This is a genomic window from Streptomyces rugosispiralis (genome assembly GCF_024505145.1).
Classification (GTDB): Bacteria; Actinomycetota; Actinomycetes; order Streptomycetales; family Streptomycetaceae; genus Streptomyces; species Streptomyces rugosispiralis.
In genome coordinates this window covers 504,560-528,676 of the sequence record NZ_JANIAA010000002.1, presented here as the reverse complement: position 1 = coordinate 528,676, position 24,117 = coordinate 504,560, and the positions used below count along the sequence as shown (strand labels likewise).

The window sequence follows — 24,117 nt, the reverse complement described above, 5'->3', positions numbered from 1 at the left end:
CGGCCGACGGCGCTCTCATTCGGGCCGGGCCGCACCGCCGACGGTGTGCATGTGCCGCAGCCCCTGCCGGTACGAGTCGAGCAGCCCGGTCTCGGCGTACGGGAGGCCGAGGTTGCGGCAGTGTTCCCGGACCAGGGGCTGTACGAGCCCGAGGTGGGGCCTGGGCATGTTCGGGAAGAGGTGGTGTTCGATCTGGTAGTTCAGCCCGCCGAGGAGCCAGTCCGTGACCGGCCCGCCCCGGACGTTCCGCGAGGTCAGGACCTGGCGGCGCAGATGGCCCCAGCGCTCGCCCGCCGGGTCGGGCATGTCCATGCCCTTGTGGTTGGGCGCGAAGGCCATTCCCAGGTGGAGCCCGAAGAGCGCCTGATGGAGAGTTGCGAACGCGACGGCCTTGCCCACCGGCAGACAGGCGAGCAGCAGGGTGCCGTAACCGGCCATGTGCAGCGCCAGCAGCGCGCCCTCGACGGCCCGCTCGCGCATCGGCTGCCGCCGCAGGTCCTGGACACTGCTCACCTTCAGGGCGATGCCTTCGAGCAGCAGCATCGGGAAGAACAGCCAGGCCTGGTGGCGGGTGACCCACCGGGCGAATCCGCGGCGCACGGCGGCCTGCTCCGCGGTCCACACGAGTGCGCCGGCGCCGACGTCCGGGTCCTTCTCGATGTGGTTGGGGTTGGCGTGGTGCCGGTTGTGCTTGTCGTTCCACCACGCGTAGCTCATGCCCAGGAGCAGATTGCCGTGGAGGAGTCCGATGGCGCGGTTCGCCCGGCGGCCGACGGCGATCTGGGCGTGCCCGGCGTCGTGGCCGACGTAGGCGGTGCGGGCGGACAGGACGGCGAGCGGCACGGCGAGCAGCAGCGTCCACCAGGTGTCCCCGGCGAGGACGAACGCTGTCACCACGGCGGCCAGCGCTAGGAGGTTCACGATGATCATCCGCGCGTACCAGCCCTTGCGGCGCTCCAGCAGCCCTCGTCCCCTGACCTTCCGCAGCAGGGGAGTGAACTCGCTCCCCTGCTGCGCGGTGGCGCCGACGGGTGCGGTGGGTACAGACGGCGCGGTGGCCTGAGACATGGAGGGCTCCGGTCCTGAATCGGTCAGCAAGGCTCTGACCTGCTTAAACGTACGGACCGGGAGTCATGCGGCGCCATGGCGTCAACACCCCGGCCGCACGGGGGCCAGCCCCCGGGCCCCAAAGGGGGTTAGCGACACCTACGCCCCGGCCCCCGGGCGACCACCACGCCGGAGCACCCGGGTCATGCCGGCGGCGGTCGATCCGCCACAGCCTGCGATCAGCCAGTTGAGGGTCGCCCTGTGCTCCGCCGGACCTTGCCGTCGAGGTGGGGTCGCTCACCGTAGCTGCCAGAGCCGCAGGGGCCCGGTCCGATGACCGGGCCCCTCGCCCCACGCATGGGTTTTCACCGCTTTTGGTCGCTTTTCGCGGCCGGGTGTCAGCCGACGTTGACCACCTGCGGGTCGTGGTCGCTGGTCTGGTCGGCGAACTCCGCGTTGATGTGGACCACGTCGTATCCGGGCCGCTTGATGGCCGGGCTCACCAGGATGTGGTCCAGGGTCTGCGAGTTGCCGTCGTACACGTAGCTGTAACGCTCGTCGGCCGGGAGCTTGTCCATCAGGTCGGTCAGCACCTTGCCCTTGGTGAGGGCGGAGACCGCGGGCGAGAACGGGAAGTCGTTCAGGTCGCCCAACACGACGACCTTCGCGTTCTTGTCCTTGGCGAGCAGACCGGAGACGAAGGTGTTGACCTCCTTGGCCTGGGCCACCCGCTGCGTCTCGGAGCTGCGGGACGGCGGCTGGTCGACACCGTGGACGGGCTTGTCGCCGCCCTTGGAGTTGAAGTGGTTGCCGATCACGAAGTACGGCTTGCCGCGGAACCGGAACTCCCCGACCAGCGGCTTGCGGCTGTTGTTCCAGGCGCTGGAGGTGGGGTTGATCCGGCCGGGCGAGGCGGACAGCGTGACGCCGTTGGCACCGGTCGAGACGGGCTTCACCGCCGTCGTCGCGTCGCCGCCGGGGATGTCGACGAAGCTGGTGCGCTTCGGGTTGTAGAGGAACGCGATGCGGATATTGCCGCCGGGTTCGCCTCCGTCCGCCTTGTCGACCGGGTCGATGGAACGCCACTCGTAGGCCGGGCCGCCCGCCGCCTTGATCGCATCGGTGAACTGCTGAAGCGTCTTGTCCGCCGCGACCGTGCCGTCGTCCTTGGGGCCGTTGTTGTCCTGGATCTCCTCCAGGCTCACGATGTCCGGCGAGGCCAGGTTGGTGACGATGCCCTTGGCCAGCCGGTCGAACTTCGCCTGCGGGTCGGTCGGGTCGAGGTTCTCCACGTTGTACGTGGCCACCGACAGCTCGTTGTCCTTGCCCCGCTTCGCCACTTCCGGCTTGATGCCGCCCGAGGTGACCTTGCCGACCGTGGTGGCCTGGAGGGTGTAGCCGCCGTAGTTGGCGTAGTCCAGCGGGCCGGAGGTCGTGCCGCTCAGGGTGTCGCCCACATTGGCGTTCAGGGTGTCGCCGGTCAGCGTGGTGACGAGCAGCCGGCCGGAGTTCTGGCTGTCGTACGAGCCGTAGAGGGTGCCGCCGCGCGGGGTCGGGTTCTGCTCCGGCTTGGTGGTCACCCAGGTCTCGTTGTACGCGTTGGAGGCGCCGACGACCCGGCTGGTGCCGATCTGCACCCGCATGCCCTCCCGGGACTCCAGCCAGTCCAGGGCGTACGTCGAGGGCTTGAGCGGCAGCGGGTTGATGCTGCCGCCCTTCGCGTCCGGGGCGTACGCCTCGGGGATCGTCCGGGCGTCGATCGTCTCGGCGGCCGGAAGCGGGTTGCCGGAGGAGAGCTTGGCGGTGGTCGCGCCGGTCAGCTCGGTGACCGACTGCGCGCCGCCGCCCACTCCGCCGGGCGTGTACTCGGAGACCTTGGCCGAGACGAGGACGGAGTCGCCGGCGCGGACCGTGGGCGTGGCGGAGCCGGTGAAGACGAAGACCCCCTCGCTGGTCGCGGGGTTGTCGTCCGGCTCGGGGTCCTGGATCCAGAAGCCGCGCGAGGAGCCCGTGGCGCGCACGGCGGTCACGATGCCGGGCACGTTGGTCACGCTCTTCCCCGACTCCGGGGAGACCCGGGTGGTGCCCTGGATGTCATGGATGCGCAGCGCACCGGGGGTGGTGTCGGTGGGCGAGGGGGTGGGCGAGGCGTCCCCGCCGCCGCTCTGGCCGGCGGAGTTGGCCGGTGTGGGCGCGCCGCCGGTGAGGTCCGTCGCGTTGTCGTCGGTGTCGGCGAGGGCAGCGCCCCGGGCCACGGAGGTGGTGTTGCCCGCTCCGGTGGCCGGCGCCCCCTCACGGATGGCCGCGGTGCCGTAGCCGACCATGTCCTTGATGGTGCCGTCGGCGGCACAGTCGGCCGCGGTGAGGCAGGTCAGCGCCTTCGTGGAGTGCACCAGGGCCACCGTGCCGCTGGTCGCGGACATCGCGATGGAACCGGAGGCGTCGGGCGCGGGGAGGTCCTTGGTGCCACCGGAGCCCTTGGCCTCGGCGACGAGATAACGGCCGGACGCGGGTATGGAGCCGCTGAGCGGGGTGACCTGCCATGTGGAGGAGGCCCCGGGCGAGCCGCTCATGTACTGGACCGACCAGCCGCTCAGGTCGAAGGACCCGCCGCCCGCGTTGCCCAGCTCGATGAAGTCGCCCGTGAGGTCGGCACCGGAGTTGCCGCCGCCCCCGTAGACCTCGGAGACGACCGCGTCGGCGGACGGGGCGCCCTGCGCCACGAAGGGGACGGCGGCCACGGCGAGGCCGACCGGGATACCGAGTGCGATCAGCCTGTTGCGGCGGCCGTATCTGTGCCGTGACGCATGGGAGGGGGTCGATGGGGACACGAGGACGCTCCTGGTCTTGCCGTGATGCGCGGATGAGCATGTGGGGGGAAGGTGAAAATTACGCGCGTAGAGACAACTCGGCCAGCCCCAGGGGCCATATAGTCCGTTCCTTCTTCATCTGTTCACCATGCTTCTCACGGTTGTCACACAGCGGCTGCGCACCGTTCGCGCCCTCGGCGCCAGGAGGGCCACCAGGATCGACGCGTCGAGGACCATGGACGCGGGTTCAGGAGGCCGGCGCCGTGCGCCGGGACGTGAACGTCTTCGATCTCGTCCCACGGTCCGGCCGCCGGCCCGCGCCCTCTACCGCACCGGCCGGCAGGGCGACGTCCTCGGCGTGCCGCGCCGGGCCCGCGCCGCCTTCGACGACCAGCTCGGCGTCGGCCCGACCCGACCCGACTCGGCCCGGCGGGGCCTACCGGATCGCGACTGCCGTGGCCACGTGGAGCACCGCCGCGACCGCGGCGCCCACGATCATCGTCCACTTCCGGGTGGCGATCCCGATCGCCGCGTCCCCGACCTGTGCCGCGGCGGCGGTGTACAGCACGAGGGAGCAGACGGCTCCCGTCCACACCAGCGGGGCGACGGCGGCGGCCACCCCGAGCGGAACTCCCCGCACGGCGTACATCCAGCCGTAGAACCGTTCACCGCCAGAGGGGGCGCCGCTGTCACTCAGGGCCGCCGGGCGCACCCCTCCCACGAGCGCGAAGGCGATCCCGGCGACGGCGGCGAGGGTGTTGGCTGCCAGCAGCACGGTCATGAGGCGTACTCCGTGGACGGCTCGGTGCCGTACTTCGTCCAGACCTCGGCCAGCGAGTCGTGGGTCAGGGGTCGGCCCGCCTCGACCATGTCCCTGAGATCGCGGAAGTACTGCACGTACAGGTCCGGCGTGAAGGTGTTGAGCATGACGGCGGTCTCGTCGCCCGGGTTGGCGAAGGTGTGTGGCGCGCCGGGCGGGACCATCACCCAGGTGCCGGCCACCGCGTCGTGGTGTTCCTCCCCGACGGTGAACCGCACGGTGCCCGAGAGCACGTAGAACCCCTCGTCGTGCTGCGCGTGGCGGTGCTGCGGGGGGCCCGGTGTGTGCGGGGGAATGGTGATCTCCCCCATGCCCAGGCGGTGTTGGGTGTTGCTGCCGTCCTCCAGGATCCGGATCTGCGACGGTCCGCTGACGATGAGTTCGCCCTCGCCTGGACCGGTGATCGACACCGCGGTCATGAAGCCTCCCCTGACTGGTGGTTGCCGTTGCCGGGACTCTAAGATCGAACCCGGACTTCATGCAAGTCGACTCTCATGAAGAGAGGTAACTCTCTTCGCGAGAGTTGTGCGATACGGTCACGGGTGTCGCGGTCGACGAGGGCCGACGGAGGCTGACAGGGGCCGGCGGAGGCCGGCGGAGAGGGGTCACCATGGCCGAGCAGGGCCGGTCGCATCGGCGGACGAACCAGATGGAGCGCACCCGGTCCGCGATCGTCGCCGCCGCCCGCGAACTCGCCGACAGCGGCGCGGAGATCAGGATGTCGGCGATCGCGGCGGAGGCCCGGGTCTCGGAGGCGACCGCCTACCGCCACTTCCCCGACCTGGTCTCGCTGCTGCGTGCCGCGGTGCTGGTGGAGGACCAGGTCGCGGTGTTGCGCTCGGTCGCCGAGGGCGACGACCCGGTCGAACGGATCGGCCAGGCCGCGGAGATCCTCGGCCGGGCGGTGCTGCGCCGGGAGGGGGCCGTACGGGCACTGGTCTCCTCGACCATCGCGAAACCCGAGACCGCCAAGGAGCGGCCCGCCCACCGCTTCGGGCTGATCGAGCACGCGCTGGCCCCGTGGGTCGAGCGGAACGGTCTCGCGGGTCACGAGGCCGTCGCCCAACTGGTGCGCGACCTCGCCGTCGTGATCAGCGCCGAGTCGCTGTTCACCCTGATCGACCTGTGCGGACTCGGCCCCCAGGAGGCGGTCGCCGGTCTCGTGGCGACCGCCCGCCGCACCACCGCGGCGGCGGTCGCGACGATCACCCCCGCCGCCGACCGACGGTGAGGATTGCCACGGCATCACCCGGCGGTCCGACTCTCCGACTGACTGACGCTTCGGCCGTCCTTCGCGGGAATCGCCGGAGTGACGCGCCGAAGACGCCGCTCGCTGACACGGCCCGACGAGCGGGCACGCCCGGCCCCGGACCCGCTCGGCCGCGACTTCACCGCGGCCCGGCCGGGTACCCGGCCGGTCGGGGTCATCACCTACCTGTCCACGCACGAGGGCCGGCTGGAATGCACAGCGACCGCAGAAGCGAATACGCCTCGGCCGCATTGCGTTCTGCGATATCGATACGCACGTTGGGACTTCGTCAGAGCACCGGCCGAACCGGCTCGTTTCTTGACACCGTCTCGGCCGAGTCCGACCGGCCCGATACAGCTACAATCATCGAACACATATGATGTCCGTTCGATAAGGAGAGGTCCATATGACGGTTATTTCGATCAGGAAACTCGGTGACCCGGTGCTACGGGAGCCGGCCAAGCCGATAACTGACTTCGATGCCGAATTGGGCACATTAGTCGGCGACCTGCGCGAGACGCTGAGCGACAGCAAAGGGGCCGGGCTTGCCGCTCCCCAACTCGGTGTCGGGCTCCGCGTGTTCGTCTGGAGCCCCAAGTTGTCCGACGGCGATCTGGACCATCTGGTCAATCCCGTCCTGGACTTCCCGGACGAGGAGGAACAGGACGGCATGGAGGGATGCCTGTCCATCCCCGGCGTCTACCTGGACACCAGGCGTCGGATGAACGTCGTCGCGAAGGGCTTCACCATGAAGGGCGACCCGGTCCAGGTCGTCGGGGACGGGATGCTGGCCCGCTGCATCCAGCACGAGACTGATCACCTGGATGGCGTGATGTTCATCGACAGGCTGACCCCTGAGATGCGGGAACAGTGGATGGCCACGCTGCGCGCGGCCGACTGGTTCGACGCGGATGTCATGGCAAGGATCAAACAGTCACCACACCAGTAGAGCGCGGCCGACTGCGCAGAAAGCGTTCAGGCACCGATTTCCGCACGTCCGTCTGCTGACAGCAGCGCCTTGGGGGACTCCAGCGCCCGGCCTGAGACTTCTTTGAGGCGGTCACCCTGTCCGGCGCGCGGGTGTACGTACTCGCGGTGGTCGAACACAGCGGTCGCCGCATCCGGGTCCTGGGCGCCACACCAATCGACGATCCCGACCAGCTGAGCCACCTCGGCATACGACGCCACGACCGACTTGGCGGCATCCTCCACGAATACAGGAATGCCGGGTGACCTGCACGGATGAGGTATTCGGCAAGCGCACGGCCGATCTGCCGACGCAGCCGGGAAGAAGAGAGAGCCGCCCACCGCCCACTCCGACGGACACACGGGTGACTGTATTTGGATAAGCCCACCTAAGTCGCCCGCCATGACGCGGCGTTCGTCAGCGGTGTTGTCGGCGAATGGGGCATCTGGGCCACTCAGTGCCATGTACGGGTGGCGTCCCTGGTTCTGGTCCATCAGGATTTCATTCACACCATGGTCTCGTTGGTTTATCATCCTGAGCATGGCCCAGAAAGTTGTCACCACGTACGTAGATGATCTCACTGGTGAGGAATCGGAAGAGATCAGCACCCACACCGTCCTGATCGATGGGGCTGGGGTTGAACTTGACCTGTCATCCCAGAACTACGACCAGCTCTTGGAGGCGTTGAGTCCCTATCTGAACGCCAAGGGCGCTCGTCGCGTACGTGGGAGCGTCACACACGGCTCTGCCGCCAGGGGGAAACGCCGGTCCACAACCCCGGCGGGAGGTCAGGACACTGCCGAAATCCGGGCCTGGGCCAAGGAGAACGGCTACGAGGTCAGCGACCGTGGCCGGGTTTCGGCGACCGTCCGTGAGGCGTATGTGAAGGCCAACTGATAGGCGGCCTCCTTCCGCGGGACTACGGTCCCCGACGCCTGGCGAGGACCCTTCCCGAGTATCCCGGGGAAGGGTCCTCGTTCTCTGTGGGCGGGCCCTCTGCCCGAGGGGCTCGACGGTCGCTCCCTGTTGAAGAGGCCCGCCAGCGCGCCACGTTGCCGCTCGCCCGGCTCAGGACCCGCGCCAACTGCGCAGCGACCCAGTCAGCAATACTGATAGTCGATCGCCCTTCCCACACCGGCCCACCTTTCCTCTGCTCAGACATCACTCATCCTCCTGGGCAGGAGGTGCTGCTGGTCGTCGACGAGAATCAGCCCGCCGACTCCGATACGCCGGCCGCCGCGTTCACAAGTCCGGCTGAGGTGTCGTCGCAACGCGACAATTGGGCCCATGACCGGATCACAGAAGCTGAGGACGGCGCAGGAGACGCGTGCGCTGGTGCCGCGTCAGTCAAGGTTTGCCCGGTAGCCAGGCGTCCTGGTGCGGTCAGCCGCAAGGCGCCGAATCGGCCTCGCGGGGGCACCGCCCGGACGAAGTCTGGGGGAGGGCCTACTCGGTCGGTTCGGCAACGCCGCCGGGGGCACCTCCCAGCGGTAGCCGGGGGCGGCCGTGCCAGGGCGGCGAGCCGCCGGTGCGACCAAAGGCGCCGCCACCGACGACGGCCGCCATGATGACGGTGACCGTCCGGAAAGTCGGCGCGCGGCCCAGCGAGCGTCCGGGGCCCGTCGCCGTCGGTGTGTCGCCGTTAGATATTCTCGCCGATTCCCATCCGCTGGTGGGTCTCCTTGGGCGCGTTCGGCGGCCGCGCCGGCGCCGTAGTAGAGGGGCATGTCCTCGGAAAGATCCAGCCCAACAGCAGCATCAAGTCACCAAGTCCCCTGCGGGCCCGTTTCCACTCGTGAGCGAAGTTGTGCCGCCACCGATGCGCATGCACACCTTCACCCGGCGGACAGGCCCCGCCGCTTGAGCATGATCTTGATACCGCTCGGCGAGGCCGAACGCGGCGCGGCCAGGGGAGATCCGCGGTGCGAGCCGCTCGGATCCGATGCGCACGGCGACGGCTCGACGAGGTCGAGCGGGAACCGGACGCGCCCGGCGACGCTGCCACCGTAGCGGTCGGTGCGGCCGTTGGCGTTGCCGGGGGAACTGCTGAAGGAGGCAACCGTAGGCTCCATGCAGCTCCACACCGTCGATCCCGGCGTCGAACCCGGCGTCGAACGCGTTCGCGGCCGCATCGGCGAAGTCGGCGATGGTATCCGCGATGCCCCGCATGGTCAGGACTTGCGGCATCGGGTACGGCTTGCGCACGGCCGGTTCGCCGCCGTGGACACGCACGACGCCTTCGGCGCCGTACGCGGACGGCGCGAGCGGATGCAGCCCGCCGCCGAGGAGTTCGGGGTGGCTGTCACGGCCGCCTCGTGCACTGCGTCGGTGACCGGGCGCCAGGACGCGACCAGCGCCGTGTCGTGCGGGCCGGGGGTGTCGGTGTAGACCGAGGCAGCGCAGGACGCGCCGGATCGTGGTGGCGGCAACCCGATGGCCATGCCGCCGCAGCTCACCTTGAATCCTGACGTATCCCCGGGCCGGGTTCTCTCGCACCAGGCGCTGGACGAGCGCCGCAGTCTCTTCCGGCAACGGGGCCGACCGGGTCCGACCGCCGCCTGGCGCCGCTTCCGGCGCACCAAACGGCGGTGCCAGGTCAGATCAGGCAGATCAGTCGCCGACCCACAATCAGTGATCATGCCCATACTCGGGCGATCGCAAAGCCCCAGGTCAACCACGGTACGGCGATAAATACACCCTTCAGGGGCAGGCACTCCCCGTGCAGGGCGGCAGCGCGAGCAGATGTGGGCCGGCGCGCCTCATCCTGGATCGCCGTAGCACCCCCAAATGGGTGCAAGATGGTACAAGAGTAATCCCGAGTAGTGTGGGATGGGTAGTGAGTTTTTTCGGTCGTTCAAGATCTTCCGAGGTTCCGCCCGGGGGCGGGCCTGTGCGGGGGCGCTGGAGAGGCCTGCTGCTGGGTGTGCGCAGTGTGGTCGGCCAGATGTTCGTGCTGCAGGTGGCGATCATCATGGTGCTGGCGGTGGGAGCCGTCCTGCTGTTGGTGGTGACGGTTCAGCGCGAGACCACACAAAACGCCTCCGACCGCTCACTCGCCATCGCGGAGGGTTTCGCTCACTCGCCGGGAATCGTCGAAGCTCTGAAGTCGCCCCGTCCGACGGCGGTCCTGCAGCCGCGGACCGAGGCGGCCAGAAAGAGCTCCGGCGTCGCGGCCATCGTCATTGTGAATCGGGACGGCGTCCGCTATACGCATCCTCAGCCCAAGGTCATCGGCCAGCGCTGGACAGCGCAGCAGATGGCCCCCCTGCTGGCCGGGCGGACGGTCAGGACCGAGGCCGGGCATGGCACTCTCGGTCCGGTGTTCTCGGCTCTTGTCCCTGTGAAGGACCGAGATGGCTCCGTGGTCGGCGCGGTCGGCGCCAGCGTTACGGTAGGAAACGTCAACAGCATGGTGGCTCGACATCTGCCGGGCGTGTTCGGTGCCGCCGCTGCCGCCGTGGCCGTTACCACGGGCGGGGCGGCGGTGCTAAGCCGGCGGCTGATGCGTCAGACCCGGAACCTCGGACCGACGGAGATCACCCGTCTGTATGAGCACCATGATGCGGTCCTGCATGCCGCCCGGGAAGGCGTCGTCATCGTCGACGCCGACGGTTGTCTGCTCTTGGCCAATGACGAGGCGCGGCGCTTGCTCGGCCTTCCTCTCCGCTGCGAGGGGCGCCCAGTGCGGGAACTCGGCCTCGCCCTGGCGACAGCTGAGCTGCTGGCCTCGGGACGTGAGGCCACCGACGAGGTGCATTTGGCGGGCGGCGGTCGAGTGCTTGCCGTCAACCAGCGTTCCCTGGACCGATACGGAGGTCCCCCGGGCAGCGTTGCGACCATACGTGACTCCACGGAGCTTCAGGCGCTCTCCGGCAGGGCGAAAGCGGCGCGGGACCGCTTGAAGGCGCTGTATGACGCCAGTGCGGGCATCGGCACCACGCTTGATGTGACCCGGACGGCCGAGGAGCTGGCCGAGGTGGCGGTGCCACAGTTCGCCGACTTCGTCACCGTTGATCTCGCCGAGCCCATCCTGCTCGGCGAGGAGCCCACGGACATCGAAAAGCAGCTGCGCCGTGTCGCTGCCAGAGGCATCCGCGAAGACATTCCGCCGAACCGGACGGGTGGACCGACCGAGTTCGCCTCTTCCGCTCCCCAGGCCAGGTGCCTGAACCTGGGACACGCGATCATCGAGCCTGACGCACACACGGCCCCCGGCAGCCGAACACAACAACCTCAAAGCACCGGGCAGCTCACCGACACAGAGAGCCGCTCCGTCATCGCCGCACCTCTGTGTGCTCGCGGGGTGGCCCTGGGTGTTGCGAGTTTCTGGCGTTCGCAGAAGCTCGAGACCTTTGACCAGGACGACCTGGTCCTGGCCCAGGAGCTGGCTGTTCGCGCCGCTGTGTGTATCGACAATGCACGCCGGTACACCCGAGAACATGCCATGGCCGTGACATTGCAGCGCAGTCTGCTGCCGAGGGACCTGCCGGAGCAGAATGCCCTTGACATCGCTTACCGCTACCTGCCCGCCCAGGATGTCGGCGGCGACTGGTTCGACGTCATCCCCCTGCCAGGCGCACGGGTCGCGCTGGTTGTGGGAGACGTGGTCGGACAGGGCTTGCACGCCGCGGCCACCATGGGTCGTCTGCGCACTGCTGTCCGTAACTTCTCAACGCTTGATCTGCCGCCGGACGAACTCCTCGCACGTCTGGATGAACTGGACGACGGGGGCGAAGGCCGCGGTGAGGGGAGGGCGGAAGCCGACGACGCGACCCTCGGAGCAACCTGTCTCTACGCCATCTACGACCCGGTGGAACGACGCTGCACCATGGCAAGGGCCGGCCACCCGCCTCCTGCCCTGGTCTACCCCGATTGCAGGGTCGAATTTCTCGAGCTGCCGGCGGGGCCACCGCTGGGACTGGGCGGTTTCCCCTTCGCGACCACCGAAGTGGATATACCCGAGGGCAGCAAACTCGTTCTCTACACCGATGGCCTGGTCGAGGACCGCGACAGGGACATCGACGAGAGCCTGGACATCCTCGGCAACGCCTTGAGCCACGTGAACAGAGAACCGGAAGAGACGTGTGGCGCGGTAATCGGAGCCCTGCTGCCCCGTCGCTTCACCGATGACATCGCACTTCTGGTGGCCCGCACCCACGCGCTGCCCATGCACCAGATCGCGCGTTGGGACGTGCCCCGCGACCCCGCGGCCGTCGCACAGATGCGCGCCACCGTCGCGGACCAGCTTGTCCGATGGGGACTGGAGGACCTTGGTTTCATCACCGAACTGATCCTCAGCGAGCTGATCACCAACGCCATCCGCTACGCCACCGGCCCGATCAGCGTGCGGTTGCTGCTGGATCGCAAACTGATCTGCGAGATCTCCGACGGCAGCAGCACTTCCCCTCATCTGCGGTATGCCGAGACCACGGATGAAGGTGGGCGCGGTCTCTTCCTCGTCGCCCAGTTGGCCGAACGCTGGGGTACTCGCTACACCCCGAACGGCAAGGTCATCTGGGCCGAACAGTCGCTTTCGGATGAGTACAGCGGCGTGTGAGGGCTGGGTGGTCGTCTTCGGCTGCGGTGGTCCATGGGTGCGCGCAGTGTTTCCCACGCGGTCTTTGGTGGAGAGCATCAGTTGCGTCGATGCTGATCATTGATGATCCCGCCGAGGATCCGGGTCCGGGTCACCTTGCAGGACGTGTTACCGCTGTTACCGTCGTCGTCGGTGACGGCCGGCCCGATCCGGTACTCCACGTCGCGGGCGTCATCGGCGCCGGTCTCCACATCGAAACATCGACCGCCCCCTCAAGAAGCTCGTGGCGCGTCGCCGCCCAACTGGCCTGATGGGCCTGCGTTGCCGGATTTCCCTTCCGGGCCACGGTGGCCAACGGCGCTTACGGCGACGTGGATGACCCGTCGAGGCGAACGGCACGCCGCCGGCATCGCAGGCTTCGGCCCCGGACGCTTCAGGAGTGAACTCAGAGCGAAACTTGAGACTCAGTACACCCAGTCGTTAGGGTAAGTGGATGAGGACCCCGCGCCTCTTGGACGGACGGTTGAAGTTCCGTCATCTGGTGCTGCTCGATGCGTTGGCCCGGCAGAACAGTGTGGTCGGTGCCGCGGCCGAGCTGCACATCAGTCAGCCGGTGGCTACCCGCGGCCTGCACGAGCTGGAGGACATCCTGGGCGTCCAGCTCTTCGAGCGAGGGCCACGCGGAATCACACCGACGGTTTTCGGCGAGGCGTTCACGGAACATGCCCGGGCGATACTGGCGCAGGCGTCGGAGGCTGGAAGGCACATCGTCGAGCTGGCCGACGCCACCCAGGGCACGGTCGTGGCCGGTACGCACCTGGCCGGCTCGAACGTGCTGCTGCCGCATGCGATCGCGATGCTCAAGCGGCAGCGCCCCCACCTTACCGTCGTCGTGTCGGAGGCGTCTCCCGAGGCGCTGCGGGTGGAGACGGAGGCAGGCCGGGTCGACCTGATCGTCGGCCGACTCACCGCGCCATCCGACGATCGCTGGGAGCGGCACAAGCTCTACGACGAGTCCATCGAGCTCGTCGTCCGCGCGACCCATCCGCTGGCCGGCCGGACGGATGTCGAAGCGCCGGTGCTGGCCGAGTACCCATGGATCCTGCCGGGGAGGGAAACGAGCCTGCGCGGCGAACTGGAGGAGTTCTTCGCCCGGCACGGCATCCCCCTGCCCGCGAATCGCGTCGAGACCACGTCGTTCCTCACTGTGCGGCAGCTGTTGCTGGAAACCGACGTCATCGCCGCACTGCCGAGCCTGATCACCCGGGAGGACAGCCGGATCACCCGGCTGGCCGTCCCGCTGGAACTGGTGGGCCACAGCGTCGGTCTGACGCTGTCGAAGGCACGTCGGCTGAGCCCCGCCGCCCAGGCCTTGATCCGCTGTCTGTCGGACAGCGCCGCGGCGATGACGGGGGCCGACGCCCCCGGCGGGGCGGGGCCGGCCCACTGAGCGGTCTTGGGCCGGTCCGGGTGGATAGCGGAGCGAGGCGAGGCCGTGCAGGGGCGTGCCCGGCGAGGAGAGCGCAGCGGTGGTGCGGGCGATGAGCGGGGGGGTGGTCAGGCGCCGCCCATCGCCCCACGACGCCGCCCGGACGTGCCCAAGACCCCTTAAGGGGTCCTCGCGCTATGGCGCCTTGCGATACTCCCCCAGCTACCGCTGGGAGGTGCCCCCTGCACCAGACCACGCGACCTCATCGGGCGCCCATCGTGCAAGGGCCCCTTATGCCAGGCCGAGGAAACGCTCCGCGTTGGCATGGCCGATCAGGCGCCGTGCGGTGTCGTCGAGGAAGTCGCTCTTGCGCACCACATCGCCGATCGGCCGTTCCCCCAGTGGGTAGGGGTAATCGCTGCCGACCAGGATACGGTCGGCACCGACGGTGTCGATGAGAAGCCGCAGGGCGCGCCCGTCGAAGACCACCGAGTCGACATGGAAACGCCCGATGTAGTGGGAGGGCGGGAATTCCGATGTGCCGATGACGTCGTGGCGAGCGTGCCAGGCGTTCTCCATGCGGCCGAGCCAGAAGGCGAACGAGCCGCCGCCGTGTGCGAAGCAGATCTTCAGGCACTCGTCGATCCGGTCGAAGGCGCCTCCCAGGATGAGTGCGAGGATGGACAGGTGCGTTTCCGCGGGCATCCCTGTGAGCCAGCGCGCCATCCATCGGTCCAGCCGCGGCGAGATCGGCATGTCCCAGGGATGCACGAAGACGGGTATGTCCAGCGCGGCGCAGTGCTGGAGGAAGGTCACCACTCCCGCGCTGTCGAGGTCGCGGTCACCGATGTGGTTCCCGATCTCCACTCCGCGGTGTCCGTTGGCGATGCACCGTTCGAGCTCTCGGCAGGCCAGATCGGGGTCCTGCAGCGGAACCTGGCAAAACGGAAGAAGCCGGTCCGGCGCGCCTGCGACTATGCCGAGCGCCAGGTCGTTGAACACCCGGGAGATCCGCCATGCCTGCTCGGCCGTGCGCCCGTAGTTGAAGAAGGCTGGGGTCGGGGACACCACCTGGATCCGCACGCCGTCCGCGTCCATGTCGGCCAGCCGGGCCTCGGGGTCCCAGCAGTTCGCCTGGATGCGCCGGAACTCGCGGGTGCCCATCATGATCACCGCGTCCTGCTCGGATTCGACCTTCAGCCAGGGGGCCTCGGCACCACCGTCCGCGGACAGGTCGGCCCAGCCGCGCGGGACGTAGTGGGAGTGGACGTCGATCGTATCGTCCATCTCATCCCACCCCCGGGTGCAGGGTGCCGCACTTCCGGCAGGTCCGGGCCTGCTCATCGGTGTAGAACCGGGCGAACACCGGCGGCAGGTCCGCGACGATGTCGCGCACCTGGAGTTCGGTCTGGTGGATCAGCTCATCGCAGTTCGGGCAGTACCACTGGAACTTCTCCAGCGTGCCTTCTTCGCGGACCCGTTCGATGACCACACCGATGGAATCCGGGTCGGGGCGCTGTGGGGAGTGCGGAATGTTGCCGGGCAACAGCCAGACGTGCCCCTGCTCGATGTGCACGGTCTTGGGCCCGTTCTCCGTCATCAGGTTGACCTGGATGTCGCCCTTGAGCTGGTAGAACCACTCCTCGTAGGGGTCGACGTGATAGTCGGTGCGCTGGTTGGGCCCACCGACGATCTGCACGATGAAGTCCCTGCCCAGCTCCATCGTCCGGTTGTTCACCGGCGGCTTGAGCAGGTGTTCGTGCTCCTCGATCCAGCCCTGAAAGTCGATCACTGGGGGGATCTCGGTCATCTGGCACCTCCGTGAGTCGGACGCGCGGCCCGTCGGCCGGCGCTGGGTCAGTGGTGGCACGGCCGGACACACCGGTTACGGCCGGTCGCGGTGTGGCACATGGGCGATGGCCTGGATCTCGATGAGCAGGTGCGGGTGCGGCAGCTGGTGCACCGCGACGGTCGTCCGGGCCGGGCCGGACTCCTCGAAGTACTCGCCGTAGACCTCGTTGTAGCCGCCGAAGTCGTTCATCGACACCAGAAACGTGGTGATCTGGACGAGGTCGCCGAGCCCGGCGCCGACCTCCGCGAGGATGGCGCGGAGGTTCTCGATCACCGCCCGGGTCTGCACCCGGATGTCGAGATTGGTGGTGCCCAGCTCGTCGGCCTCGGCGCCCGCGAACGTGTTGTCCGGCCGACGCGAGCTGGTGCCGGACACGAAGACCAAGTCTCCGACGACCTTCACATGGGGGTAGCGGCCACGTGGCCGTGCCCGCCCCTCGATGACCCGTGATGTGGGCACTCAGACTCCCTTCCACGACACTGTGCCGAGCCCGGCGACCTCGGCCTCGACATGTCCGGGCCCCAGCGGGACGGCCTCGGTGGCCGCCCCGGCGAGTACGATCTGGCCGGCCCGCAACGGGATGCGCCGCCGGCCGGCCAGCGTCAGGAGGGCGTGTACGGCCCGAGCCGGGTCGCCCAGGATCGCCGTCGTGGACCCGGCCACCTCCCGGTCGCCCACCCGCAGCCGCACCGCCCGGTCCGACACATCCTGGACCGATTGCCATGCCCCGAGAACGAAACCGGCGGCCGAGGCGTTGTCGGCTATGACATCGGTGTAGGTGAACCGGAAATCCCGGTATCGCGAGTCGATGATCTCGATGGCCGGCGCGACGGCGTCCACAAGGGACTCCATGTCCGGCGCGGGCTCGTCCGGGCCGATGTCACGCCCGAGCCGGTAGGCGACCTCGGGCTCGGCCTTCGGGTGGATGAACCGGCGCAGATCGGCCTCGCCGCGGTCGGCGACGCGCATCGCGTCGGTGAGCCGCCCGACGATCACCTCGGAGACGCCCATCTGCGCCATCTTCGCCTTGCTGGTGAATCCCAGCTTGACACCGACCACGCGCTCGCCGCGCCCGGTCCGGCGGGCCAGCAGGGCCTCCTGAACGGCATAGGCGGTGTTGACGTCGACAGCGGCCGTATCGGCCAGACTCGACGTCTCCTCCCGCCTCCGCTGCGCGTCGTCGAGCCGCCGGGCCAGCGAGTGGATGTCCTCGTCACCGGTCACGGCACACCTCCCGGGTGGTCGGCTCCCGCCGCGGGGCGGGATCGAGTGCTGGGTCGGCGATCGGTTTCACAGTGGCACGCACACATTCGTGGGTTGGGTGTAGAAGTGCAGGGATGATTCGCCGCCCTCCCGGCCGATGCCGGACAGGCCGACGCCGCCGAAGGGCGAACGCAGATCGCGCAGGAACCAGGCGTTCACCCACGACATGCCGACCTTCATGCGCTGGGCCACCCGGTGGCCCCGGCGCAGGTCGTTGGTCCACACCGAGGAGGCCAGGCCGTACTCGGTGTCGTTCGCCAGCGCGATCGCCTCCTCCTCCGTGTCGAAGGGCATCAGCGCGGCTACCGGACCGAAGATCTCCTCACGCACCGGGCGGTCCGCGCCCGACAGTCCGGTCCACAGGGTCGGCTCGATCCACGAGCCGCCCTTGAGCGTCGCGCCGAGGTCCGGTACTCCCCCGCCGGTCAGCACGGTGGCTCCGGCCTGCTCGGCGAGGGCGAAGTAGCCGCGTACCTTGTCCCGGTGCGCCTGGGAGATCAGCGGTCCGGTCGTGGTGTGCTCGTCGCACGGATCGCCGAGCCGCAGTGCCCGCGCCCGGTCGACCAGGCCGGCGGCCACGTCCTGGAAGATCCGCCGGTGGACATAGACCCGCTCGGTGCACAGACACACTTGCCCGGTGTTGGTGAACACCGACCTGGTCAGTCCGGTCAGCGCCTCGTCCAGATCCACATCGTCGAACACGATCGCCGCGTTCTTGCCGCCCAGTTCGAAGGAGACCGGACGCACCCGCGGCGCCACCGTCGTCATCACCCGGGAGCCGGTCGCGGAGGACCCGGTGAAGGTCACCCCGTCGATTCCGGGGTGCGAGGTCAGGAATTCTCCCGCGGAGTCGGCGCCGAACCCATGGACCACGTTGTAGGCACCGGGCGGCAGGCCGACCTCGGCCAGCACCTCGGCCAGCAGCCCAGCCGTCGAGGGGGTCTCTTCGCTCGGCTTGACCACTACCGCGTTGCCGCAGGCCAGCGCGGGCGCGACCTTCCAGGTGAGCAGGAGCAGCGGCAAGTTCCACGGCACGATCACCGCGACCACGCCGAGCGGCTTGCGCACCGCGTAGTTCAGCGCCTGTCGGCCGCCGGTGAGGTCGGTGAGGAAGGACTCCTGGCCCGCCGCGGCGGCCACGTCGGCGAAGGTGCGGAAGTTGGCCACCGCCCGCGCCACGTCCAGCTCCCGCGCCTGGACGACCGGCTTGCCGGTGTCGGCGACCTCGGCCGCCACAAACTCCTCGAAGCGTTCCTCGATGCGGTCCGCCACGCGGCGCAGCAGGGCGGTCCGTTCCCGCACCGGGGCCTGGGCCCAGCCGCCGTCCAGTGCCCGCCGGGCCGATCGCACCGCACGGTCCACCAGGGACCGGTCGGCCTCGTGGACAAGGGCGTCCACCCGCCCGGTCGCCGGGTCGACGTTGTCGAAGCCACGTGTGATGTCGGGGTCGACGAACCGTCCGTCGACGAAGTTGCGGATCCACCGCAGGCTGTGTGTCGTCATGTGCCCGCTTTCCGTTTCTCGACTGATGCCCCGGCCCACCGTTGCCGCCGGGGGTCGTGGAGGCCGGAGGCCGGGGAAGCGGATCTGCCCGCGCAGGGCGTCGGCATCCGTTGCGCGGACTGATGCCGGATCACCGACTGATGTCGGATCACCAGGACTTGCTCCGCTCACCGCCCTGACATGGCTGCCCGCCACCGGCTACCGCGGGAAGGTGCCCCGGCGGCGTCGCCGAACCGGACGGCCCCCTGACGTGAGCCCCAGGGCGCCCCCGCGAGACCGATGCGGCGCCATGCGGCCGACCGCACCAGGATGACTCGCCACCGGGGCGAACCCCGGCTGATGCCGCACTGTCCTGATCGGGGACCACGTCGCCGGCACCGCCCTCCCTGTGTCGTCTCGTATGACCGGTCGCGGCCATCCTCACCCCGTCCGCCATACCCGTCCAATGCCTGCTTCGTCGCCGGCCATGCCTGTTCAGCTATGCGTCGAACGCGTTCACCTCGGCATTGCCCAACCGTGGCTCCTTGGTCCAGGCTGTGGCGAAGGACACCTGTGGCACGGTCACTCGACCTGCCCACCGGTCCAGCTGACGACTCGAGGAAGGTAGTGGTCAGGATGACGACCGCCCCCCTGCCGAGCGACCCAGCGCCGGAAGTCGACGCCTGCCCCCGGCCCGGCCGGATGCAGCCCCAGGCCATGGCGGTCTCGTTCCGCACGGTAGTCGGGGGTCAGCCGCAGAAACGGCCCGCGTATCTGGTCGCCTCGGTCGACAACGCCCTGCGGCTGCTGCAGTTGCTGCGCGACGAGGGCCGGCTACAGCTCAAGGACGCCGCCCGGGAACTGGGAGTGGCCCAGTCCACCGCCCACCGGCTGCTGTCCACGCTCGTCTACCGCGGCTTCGCCGTCCAGGACGAACACCGCGCCTATCTGCCCGGACCGGGGATGGGCAACGGGCCGGCCGGACTCAGCTGGGCCAGACAGCTGCGCAACCTGGCCACGCCGCACCTGGAGAACCTCTCCAACCAGCTGGGTGAAACGGTCAACCTCATGATCCGGGGCCGCGCCCGAGTCCGGTTCCTCCTCAGCATCGAGGCCGACAACATCCTCCGGATCGGCGACCGCCAGGGCGCCGTGCTGCCCGCGCGGTACACCGCCGGCGGCAAGGCCCTGCTCGCCGAACTCGATCGCCCCACCCTCCGGCGTCTGTACCGCGGCACCGATTCCGAACTCGTCGGCGAACAACTCGACGAACGGACCTTCGGTGCCCTGCTCACCGAACTCGGCCTCGTCCGCCGCAACGGGCATGCCATCAGCGTCGAGCAAACCGAAGCCGGCGTCGCCGATGTCGGCATGGTGATCGTCGCCCACCGTCCGACGGTGATGGCCGCGTTCTCCGTCGCGACCCCCCGGACCCGCTTCCGCTCGCTGTTCGAGAGCAACGCGATCGAGCTCATGCACCACACCCGACGCGAACTCGAACGTGAGCTGCGCGCCCACGGGCTCAGCGCCACTGGCTGAAAGCCGGATCCGGGCAGGCCCACTTTCCCGAGAGCAGAAGATTGGTCACCGGTCACGGGTCAAAGCCGTAGCGTCGCGGACAAGGAACCGTGCCACGCTCCGGGCCGGCACGGCTGACGCCGCGGGAGGTACAGCCCGATGACCGCTGACCGTGCCCCACTGGGTACCGGCGCCGTACTCAAGGGTGCGTGCGGACGGCCCCCCGGCACGGACGGTGTGACCGGCGCCGGGGCGCGGCTCGCGCTGGACGCAGCGGCAGCCCCGCGCGGCCAGGCGCCGAGTTAAGGAGTCACACGACATGGGTTTGCCCATTGACCTGGCCTGTTGGGATTACGACCGCACGCGGGCACTCATCGACGGTCGCGTCACCGTTGAGGGCGTCGACCTGAACTACATGCCGATGGAGATGCCCGAGAGTTTTCACCGCATGTTCCGCCATGCCGAGTTCCATGTCTCGGAGATGAGCTTCGCCTGGTACCTCGGGTCCTTCTTCGCCCAGCGGCGGCACATGGCCGCGATTCCCGTCTTCCCCTCCCGGATGTTCCGCCACTCCGCGATCTATGTGAACCGTCGCAGCGGCATCAAGGAACCGTCGGACCTGGTGGGCAAGCGCGTGGGGGTGCCGGAGTACCAGCAGACGGCCGGCGTGTGGATCCGCGGCATGCTCGCCGACGACTACGGCGTTCCCCTTGACGCGGTGAGCTATCACCAGGGCGGACTGACCGAACCGGGACGCCAGGACAGCGCGCTGCGCCGGCCCGAGGGCATCGACCTGTCGCCGATCGCACCGGACGACACGCTCTCGGCACTCCTGGAGCGAGGCGAGATCGACGCGCTCTACACCGCACACGCTCCCGTCGGGTTCGCGGAAGGGGCGGAGCATGTCCAGCGCCTGTTCCCGGACTACCGGCGCGAGGAACAGGCTTACTACCAGCGGACCGGGATCTTCCCGATCATGCATACCGTGGTCATCCGCACAGATGTGCTGGATGCACACCCGTGGCTCGCGCGCTCGCTCATGAAGGGGTTCGAGGAGGCCAAGGCGATCGCCCTCCATGACGTGTTCGAGCCCGTGGCCGCCAAGTGCACGCTGCCCTGGCTGATGGCCGAGGCCGAGGAGACCGAGCAGGTCTTCGGCACCCGTGACTTCTGGCCCTACGGGGTGGAACGCAATCGCCGCACCCTCGAGAGGTTTGTGCGCTACGCCCACGAACAGGGACTCATTCCCGATCGCCCCGCCGTCGAGGACCTGTTCCCGGCCTCGACCCTGGACGTCGCCCGGATCTGAGGAAGCGGTCGCGCTCACCACGTCCACCACCGACAGCACGACAGGAGAGAAACGATGACCACCACTGATTCCAGCGCGTGCCCCTACCACAACGCGGTGACAGACCCCGCGACCATCAACGCGATCACGGGTTTCCGCGATGTCGAGGAGATCTTCCGGTCACCGGTGATGGCGCCCTTCCTCCACGACGGCACCGAGGACTTCCGTGGCGGGACGGTGCGGCAGATCGACGGGCCTGAGCATCGCGCGCGGCGACGGGTGATGGGCCGGCTGCTGCGCGGCCAGGGCGACCGGCGCTTCCGCTCGGAGGTGCTCATGCCGACAGTCGAACGCAACCTCCAGCTGGCCCTCCAGGCCCCGGGCGACGATGGCGTGCCACGCTCGGACATGGTCCTGTTCGCCCGCGTGGCCTTCTTCCAGCTGGCCGCCGCCCTGATCGGGCTGGACGGCGTGGACACGCTCGAGGACGCCGAACAGCTGCGGCAGGCGGCCGATCCGATCCAGGAAGCGATGCGTTCGTGGTACATGGCGGGTGACCGTGGACCGGTTATGGCCCGGGGGATCGAGGCGCGGGACGAGTTCCGCCTCCGGTACTTCGAGCCGGCGATCGCGCGGCGCGTCGAGCTGGTCAAGGCGGCCACCACGCCGGAGGCGGAAGCCGCCCTGCCCAACGACCTGCTCACCCTCATGGCGCGCGAGCTGGATCCGGCATGGACGGGTGACGAGGGGCTGCAGCTGCGTGAAGCGGTCACCGACTTCATCAACGCCGGGACCTTCTCCAGCTCCTTCACGCTGGTCCATGCCCTCGACGAGTGCCTCACCTGGCGCGAGCGGCACCCGGACGGTGCCGGCCGTCTTCTTGACGGGAACTTCCTCGCCAAGGCGGTCTCCGAGGCGCTGCGGCTCCACCCCATCGTCCCGCTGTTCTACCGGACGGCGACCGAACCGGTGACGCTCACCTCGGGCAGGAAGCTGTCCGCGGGTGAGCATGTCGCCCTGGACATCGGGGCGGCCAACCGCGATCGGGACGTGTTCGGCCCCGACGCCGATGTCTTCGTCCCGGGCCGGACGCTTCCCACCGGGGTAACGCCCTATGGAGTCGCGTTCGGCGCCGGACGCCACATGTGTTACGGCATGCCGGTGGTCGTCGGCGGCGACGGCGTGAACGGCAGTCATGTCCAGACCCTCAAGGCGCTGTTCTCGGCCGGGGTCCGCCGTGATCGTGACCGCCCCGCGGTCCGGAACGACCGGCTGGGCCGGATGAACGGGCTGTGGGATTCCTACCCGATCGAGTTCGCCCCGAGCGGACAGGGAGCCTGAGATGAGCCTGCACCGGGTGCCATTGGGCGCGGACCTGCCGACGGGCGGCCTGCGCGGCCTGGTCGTGGCCGGACGAGCGCTCTGTGTGGTCCGCACGGACGACGGGAGCCTGTTCGCCCTCGATGACGAGTGCAGCCACGAAGCGGAGTCGCTCAGCGAGGGGCAGCTGCTCGGCTGTGAGATCGAGTGCCCGTGGCACTTCGGCCGATTCGACGTCACCACCGGGGAAGCGGTCGCCCTGCCCGCCATGGAGCCGGTCCGGACGTACCGAGTCTCGGCGGACGGCGAGGATCTGCTGATCGACGTGCCCGAGGCGCAGACACCACCGTGACCCCGCCGTGCCCGGAGGAGAAGCGGGTCGAGGTTCCTATGAGCGGCCGCACGGGTGCCCGGCCCACCCGTGCGGCCGTCGACCTGAGCGGCGGAACCCGCCGCTTTCCCACGACGAGGAGTTCTTGTGCACACAACCCACGACGAGGTCGATCTGCGGCTTCGCGTCGTCAGCCGGAAGGTGGGCCCGGAGGGGATCGTGGTCCTGGAGCTGGCGGATCGCTTCGGCGCTCCCCTGCCGGCCTGGTCCCCCGGCGCGCACATCGATGTCCTCATGCCCGGGGACATGGTGCGGCAGTACTCGCTGTGCGGCGATCCGGCCGAGGGGTCGGTGTGGCGGATCGCGGTCCTGCGCGAGCCTGACGGGCGCGGCGGCTCCGCCTTCCTCCACGACCGGGTGCGGGCGGGCGACCAGCTCGAGATTCGCGGCCCGCGCAACAACTTCCAGCTCCTCCCCGCCGCGCGCTATGTGTTCATCGCCGGCGGCATCGGGGTGACTCCGCTGCTGCCCATGGCGCGGGCCGCCCACCGGGGCGGAGCGGAGTGGGAGTTCCATTACGGCGGTCGCAGCCGCACGTCCATGGCCTTCCTCGACGATCTCGGCGCGCTCCGGACCGGGAGCGGTCAGCCGGCACGCGTCACCCTTTATGCCCAGGATGAGGTGGGGTTGATCGACCTGGAGTCCATTCTCGCCTCCCCGCGCCCCGGCACACTCGTCTACTGTTGCGGACCGGAACCACTGCTGGAGGCGGTGGAGCGGTGTTGCGCGCGGTGGCCCTCCGGCACATTGCATGTGGAACGGTTCGCGCCCAAGGACGCCGGCGAACCGGTGTTCTCGGGCCCTTTCAAGGTGGCACTGGCGACCAGCGGCATGACGCTCGAGGTGCCTTTGGACAAGTCGATCCTCGATGTGGTCAGGGAAGCCGGGGTGGCGGTGCCGTCATCCTGTCAGGAAGGGACCTGCGGGACCTGCGAGACGCCCGTACTGGAAGGCACGGTCGACCATCGCGACAGTCTGCTGTCGCCGGAGGAGCGGGCGGAGAACGACACGATGTTCATCTGTGTGTCACGGGCCGCCTGCCCGCGTCTGGTCCTCGACCTGTGACCCGGGGATCCGGGCCGGGCACCGCCTGCCGCGCCGTGGTTGACCGGGAAGACGACGGTGGCGTCATCGAGCACGGCGGC

The 24,117-nt window shown here is 69.1% G+C and carries 23 protein-coding genes; 11 read left to right on the top strand and 12 right to left on the bottom strand.

Translation table 11 applies throughout. From position 1 onward, the window contains the following. Nucleotides 1-15 precede the first annotated feature (15 nt). The 4 genes from NP777_RS06455 to NP777_RS06440 form a co-directional block, all read right to left on the bottom strand. A complete protein-coding gene (locus tag NP777_RS06455; RefSeq protein ID WP_256649062.1) occupies nt 16-1,068 on the bottom strand; it encodes a fatty acid desaturase family protein in 1,053 nt (350 codons plus the stop codon). A 377-nt stretch (nt 1,069-1,445) separates the two neighbouring features. Continuing rightward, nucleotides 1,446-3,878 (bottom strand): endonuclease/exonuclease/phosphatase family protein, encoded by a 2,433-nt coding sequence (locus NP777_RS06450; RefSeq protein WP_256649061.1) that lies wholly within the window; start codon nt 3,876-3,878, stop codon nt 1,446-1,448. A 415-nt stretch (nt 3,879-4,293) separates the two neighbouring features. Further along, nucleotides 4,294-4,638, bottom strand: a complete 345-nt coding sequence (locus tag NP777_RS06445) for a hypothetical protein (RefSeq protein ID WP_256649060.1) — start codon at nt 4,636-4,638, stop codon at nt 4,294-4,296. Then, nucleotides 4,635-5,096, bottom strand: coding sequence for a cupin domain-containing protein (locus NP777_RS06440; RefSeq protein ID WP_256649059.1), 462 nt, complete (start codon nt 5,094-5,096; stop codon nt 4,635-4,637). Before NP777_RS06440 ends, NP777_RS06445 begins: the two co-directional genes overlap by 4 nt. Before the next feature lie 191 nt (nt 5,097-5,287). On the opposite strand from NP777_RS06440, the gene NP777_RS06435 reads away from it, so the two are divergent. Together NP777_RS06435 and def are read left to right on the top strand one after the other, a co-directional pair. After that, nucleotides 5,288-5,908, top strand: coding sequence for a TetR/AcrR family transcriptional regulator (locus NP777_RS06435; RefSeq protein WP_256649058.1), 621 nt, complete (start codon nt 5,288-5,290; stop codon nt 5,906-5,908). 424 nt (nt 5,909-6,332) lie between these two features. After that, nucleotides 6,333-6,875, top strand: a complete 543-nt coding sequence (def, locus tag NP777_RS06430; protein ID WP_256649057.1) for a peptide deformylase — start codon at nt 6,333-6,335, stop codon at nt 6,873-6,875. A gap of 26 nt (nt 6,876-6,901) precedes the next feature. Here the strand turns inward: def and NP777_RS48450 are convergent, their stop codons facing one another. Continuing rightward, nucleotides 6,902-7,138, bottom strand: a complete 237-nt coding sequence (locus tag NP777_RS48450) for a hypothetical protein (protein ID WP_391858461.1) — start codon at nt 7,136-7,138, stop codon at nt 6,902-6,904. A gap of 295 nt (nt 7,139-7,433) precedes the next feature. Here NP777_RS48450 and NP777_RS06420 point away from each other — a divergent pair, with 295 nt between their 5' ends. Further along, the gene (locus tag NP777_RS06420; protein ID WP_256649056.1) at nt 7,434-7,790 is read left to right on the top strand and encodes a histone-like nucleoid-structuring protein Lsr2; all 357 of its coding nucleotides are present in this window, start codon (nt 7,434-7,436) and stop codon (nt 7,788-7,790) included. Nucleotides 7,791-8,651: 861 nt separating this feature from the next. Here the strand turns inward: NP777_RS06420 and NP777_RS48445 are convergent. Further along, nucleotides 8,652-9,062, bottom strand: coding sequence for an oxidoreductase (locus tag NP777_RS48445; protein WP_391858466.1), 411 nt, complete (start codon nt 9,060-9,062; stop codon nt 8,652-8,654). Here NP777_RS48445 and NP777_RS06410 point away from each other — a divergent pair. Both NP777_RS06410 and NP777_RS06405 read left to right on the top strand, forming a co-directional pair. Continuing rightward, nucleotides 8,964-9,281: a hypothetical protein gene (locus tag NP777_RS06410; protein WP_256649054.1), complete on the top strand. Its 318-nt coding sequence runs from the start codon at nt 8,964-8,966 to the stop codon at nt 9,279-9,281. The two genes, NP777_RS48445 and NP777_RS06410, sit on opposite strands and share 99 nt — an antisense overlap. A gap of 556 nt (nt 9,282-9,837) precedes the next feature. Continuing rightward, entirely contained in the window at nt 9,838-12,450 is a 2,613-nt protein-coding gene (locus tag NP777_RS06405) for a SpoIIE family protein phosphatase (protein WP_256649053.1), read from the top strand. Nucleotides 12,451-12,580: 130 nt separating this feature from the next. On the opposite strand, the gene NP777_RS48440 is transcribed toward NP777_RS06405, so the two are convergent. Then, nucleotides 12,581-12,775 (bottom strand): ABC transporter substrate-binding protein, encoded by a 195-nt coding sequence (locus NP777_RS48440; RefSeq protein ID WP_391858465.1) that lies wholly within the window; start codon nt 12,773-12,775, stop codon nt 12,581-12,583. Between the two features lie 147 nt (nt 12,776-12,922). On the opposite strand from NP777_RS48440, the gene NP777_RS06395 reads away from it, so the two are divergent. Then, nucleotides 12,923-13,879, top strand: a complete 957-nt coding sequence (locus tag NP777_RS06395) for a LysR substrate-binding domain-containing protein (RefSeq protein WP_256649051.1) — start codon at nt 12,923-12,925, stop codon at nt 13,877-13,879. 270 nt (nt 13,880-14,149) lie between these two features. Here NP777_RS06395 and NP777_RS06390 read toward each other — a convergent pair whose 3' ends face one another. The 5 genes from NP777_RS06390 to NP777_RS06370 all read right to left on the bottom strand — a co-directional run bounded on the left by NP777_RS06390 (nt 14,150) and on the right by NP777_RS06370 (nt 18,476). Beyond that, nucleotides 14,150-15,145 carry an amidohydrolase family protein gene (locus tag NP777_RS06390; protein ID WP_256649050.1) on the bottom strand — a complete coding sequence of 332 codons (996 nt, stop codon included), beginning with the start codon at nt 15,143-15,145 and terminating at the stop codon, nt 14,150-14,152. A 1-nt stretch (nt 15,146) separates the two neighbouring features. Further along, on the bottom strand, nt 15,147-15,668 hold the full coding sequence (locus NP777_RS06385) for a 3-hydroxyanthranilate 3,4-dioxygenase (RefSeq protein WP_256649049.1): 522 nt from the start codon (nt 15,666-15,668) through the stop codon (nt 15,147-15,149). A gap of 75 nt (nt 15,669-15,743) precedes the next feature. Beyond that, nucleotides 15,744-16,169 carry a RidA family protein gene (locus NP777_RS06380; RefSeq protein WP_256649048.1) on the bottom strand — a complete coding sequence of 142 codons (426 nt, stop codon included), beginning with the start codon at nt 16,167-16,169 and terminating at the stop codon, nt 15,744-15,746. After that, nucleotides 16,170-16,934, bottom strand: a complete 765-nt coding sequence (locus NP777_RS06375; RefSeq protein WP_256649047.1) for a 2-keto-4-pentenoate hydratase — start codon at nt 16,932-16,934, stop codon at nt 16,170-16,172. It lies immediately after the preceding gene. A 66-nt stretch (nt 16,935-17,000) separates the two neighbouring features. Next, entirely contained in the window at nt 17,001-18,476 is a 1,476-nt protein-coding gene (locus tag NP777_RS06370) for a 2-hydroxymuconic semialdehyde dehydrogenase (RefSeq protein ID WP_256649046.1), read from the bottom strand. Nucleotides 18,477-19,091: 615 nt separating this feature from the next. Between NP777_RS06370 and NP777_RS06365 the strand changes: the two genes are divergently transcribed. The 5 genes from NP777_RS06365 (at nt 19,092) to NP777_RS06345 (ending at nt 24,037) form a co-directional block, all read left to right on the top strand. Further along, nucleotides 19,092-19,994 (top strand): IclR family transcriptional regulator, encoded by a 903-nt coding sequence (locus NP777_RS06365; protein WP_256649045.1) that lies wholly within the window; start codon nt 19,092-19,094, stop codon nt 19,992-19,994. Between the two features lie 298 nt (nt 19,995-20,292). After that, the gene (locus NP777_RS06360) at nt 20,293-21,282 is read left to right on the top strand and encodes an ABC transporter substrate-binding protein (protein WP_256649044.1); all 990 of its coding nucleotides are present in this window, start codon (nt 20,293-20,295) and stop codon (nt 21,280-21,282) included. 54 nt (nt 21,283-21,336) lie between these two features. After that, the gene (locus tag NP777_RS06355) at nt 21,337-22,602 is read left to right on the top strand and encodes a cytochrome P450 (protein ID WP_256649043.1); all 1,266 of its coding nucleotides are present in this window, start codon (nt 21,337-21,339) and stop codon (nt 22,600-22,602) included. Between the two features lies 1 nt (nt 22,603). Continuing rightward, nucleotides 22,604-22,933, top strand: a complete 330-nt coding sequence (locus NP777_RS06350; protein WP_256649042.1) for a non-heme iron oxygenase ferredoxin subunit — start codon at nt 22,604-22,606, stop codon at nt 22,931-22,933. A gap of 126 nt (nt 22,934-23,059) precedes the next feature. Then, complete coding sequence (locus NP777_RS06345) at nt 23,060-24,037, top strand: PDR/VanB family oxidoreductase (protein ID WP_256649041.1); 978 nt, start codon at nt 23,060-23,062, stop codon at nt 24,035-24,037. Nucleotides 24,038-24,117: the final 80 nt, after the last annotated feature.

Coding starts and splice junctions, on each gene's coding strand:
- NP777_RS06370 (WP_256649046.1), bottom strand. CDS start 18,476: ATGACGACACACAGCCTGCGGTGGATCCGCAACTTCGTCGACGGACGG.
- NP777_RS48445 (WP_391858466.1), bottom strand. CDS start 9,062: ATGCGGGGCATCGCGGATACCATCGCCGACTTCGCCGATGCGGCCGCG.
- def (WP_256649057.1), top strand. CDS start 6,333: ATGACGGTTATTTCGATCAGGAAACTCGGTGACCCGGTGCTACGGGAG.
- NP777_RS06385 (WP_256649049.1), bottom strand. CDS start 15,668: ATGACCGAGATCCCCCCAGTGATCGACTTTCAGGGCTGGATCGAGGAG.
- NP777_RS06390 (WP_256649050.1), bottom strand. CDS start 15,145: ATGGACGATACGATCGACGTCCACTCCCACTACGTCCCGCGCGGCTGG.
- NP777_RS06350 (WP_256649042.1), top strand. CDS start 22,604: ATGAGCCTGCACCGGGTGCCATTGGGCGCGGACCTGCCGACGGGCGGC.
- NP777_RS06405 (WP_256649053.1), top strand. CDS start 9,838: ATGTTCGTGCTGCAGGTGGCGATCATCATGGTGCTGGCGGTGGGAGCC.
- NP777_RS06420 (WP_256649056.1), top strand. CDS start 7,434: ATGGCCCAGAAAGTTGTCACCACGTACGTAGATGATCTCACTGGTGAG.
- NP777_RS06455 (WP_256649062.1), bottom strand. CDS start 1,068: ATGTCTCAGGCCACCGCGCCGTCTGTACCCACCGCACCCGTCGGCGCC.
- NP777_RS06355 (WP_256649043.1), top strand. CDS start 21,337: ATGACCACCACTGATTCCAGCGCGTGCCCCTACCACAACGCGGTGACA.
- NP777_RS06435 (WP_256649058.1), top strand. CDS start 5,288: ATGGCCGAGCAGGGCCGGTCGCATCGGCGGACGAACCAGATGGAGCGC.
- NP777_RS06395 (WP_256649051.1), top strand. CDS start 12,923: ATGAGGACCCCGCGCCTCTTGGACGGACGGTTGAAGTTCCGTCATCTG.
- NP777_RS06440 (WP_256649059.1), bottom strand. CDS start 5,096: ATGACCGCGGTGTCGATCACCGGTCCAGGCGAGGGCGAACTCATCGTC.
- NP777_RS06365 (WP_256649045.1), top strand. CDS start 19,092: ATGACGACCGCCCCCCTGCCGAGCGACCCAGCGCCGGAAGTCGACGCC.
- NP777_RS06445 (WP_256649060.1), bottom strand. CDS start 4,638: ATGACCGTGCTGCTGGCAGCCAACACCCTCGCCGCCGTCGCCGGGATC.
- NP777_RS06360 (WP_256649044.1), top strand. CDS start 20,293: ATGGGTTTGCCCATTGACCTGGCCTGTTGGGATTACGACCGCACGCGG.
- NP777_RS06410 (WP_256649054.1), top strand. CDS start 8,964: ATGCAGCTCCACACCGTCGATCCCGGCGTCGAACCCGGCGTCGAACGC.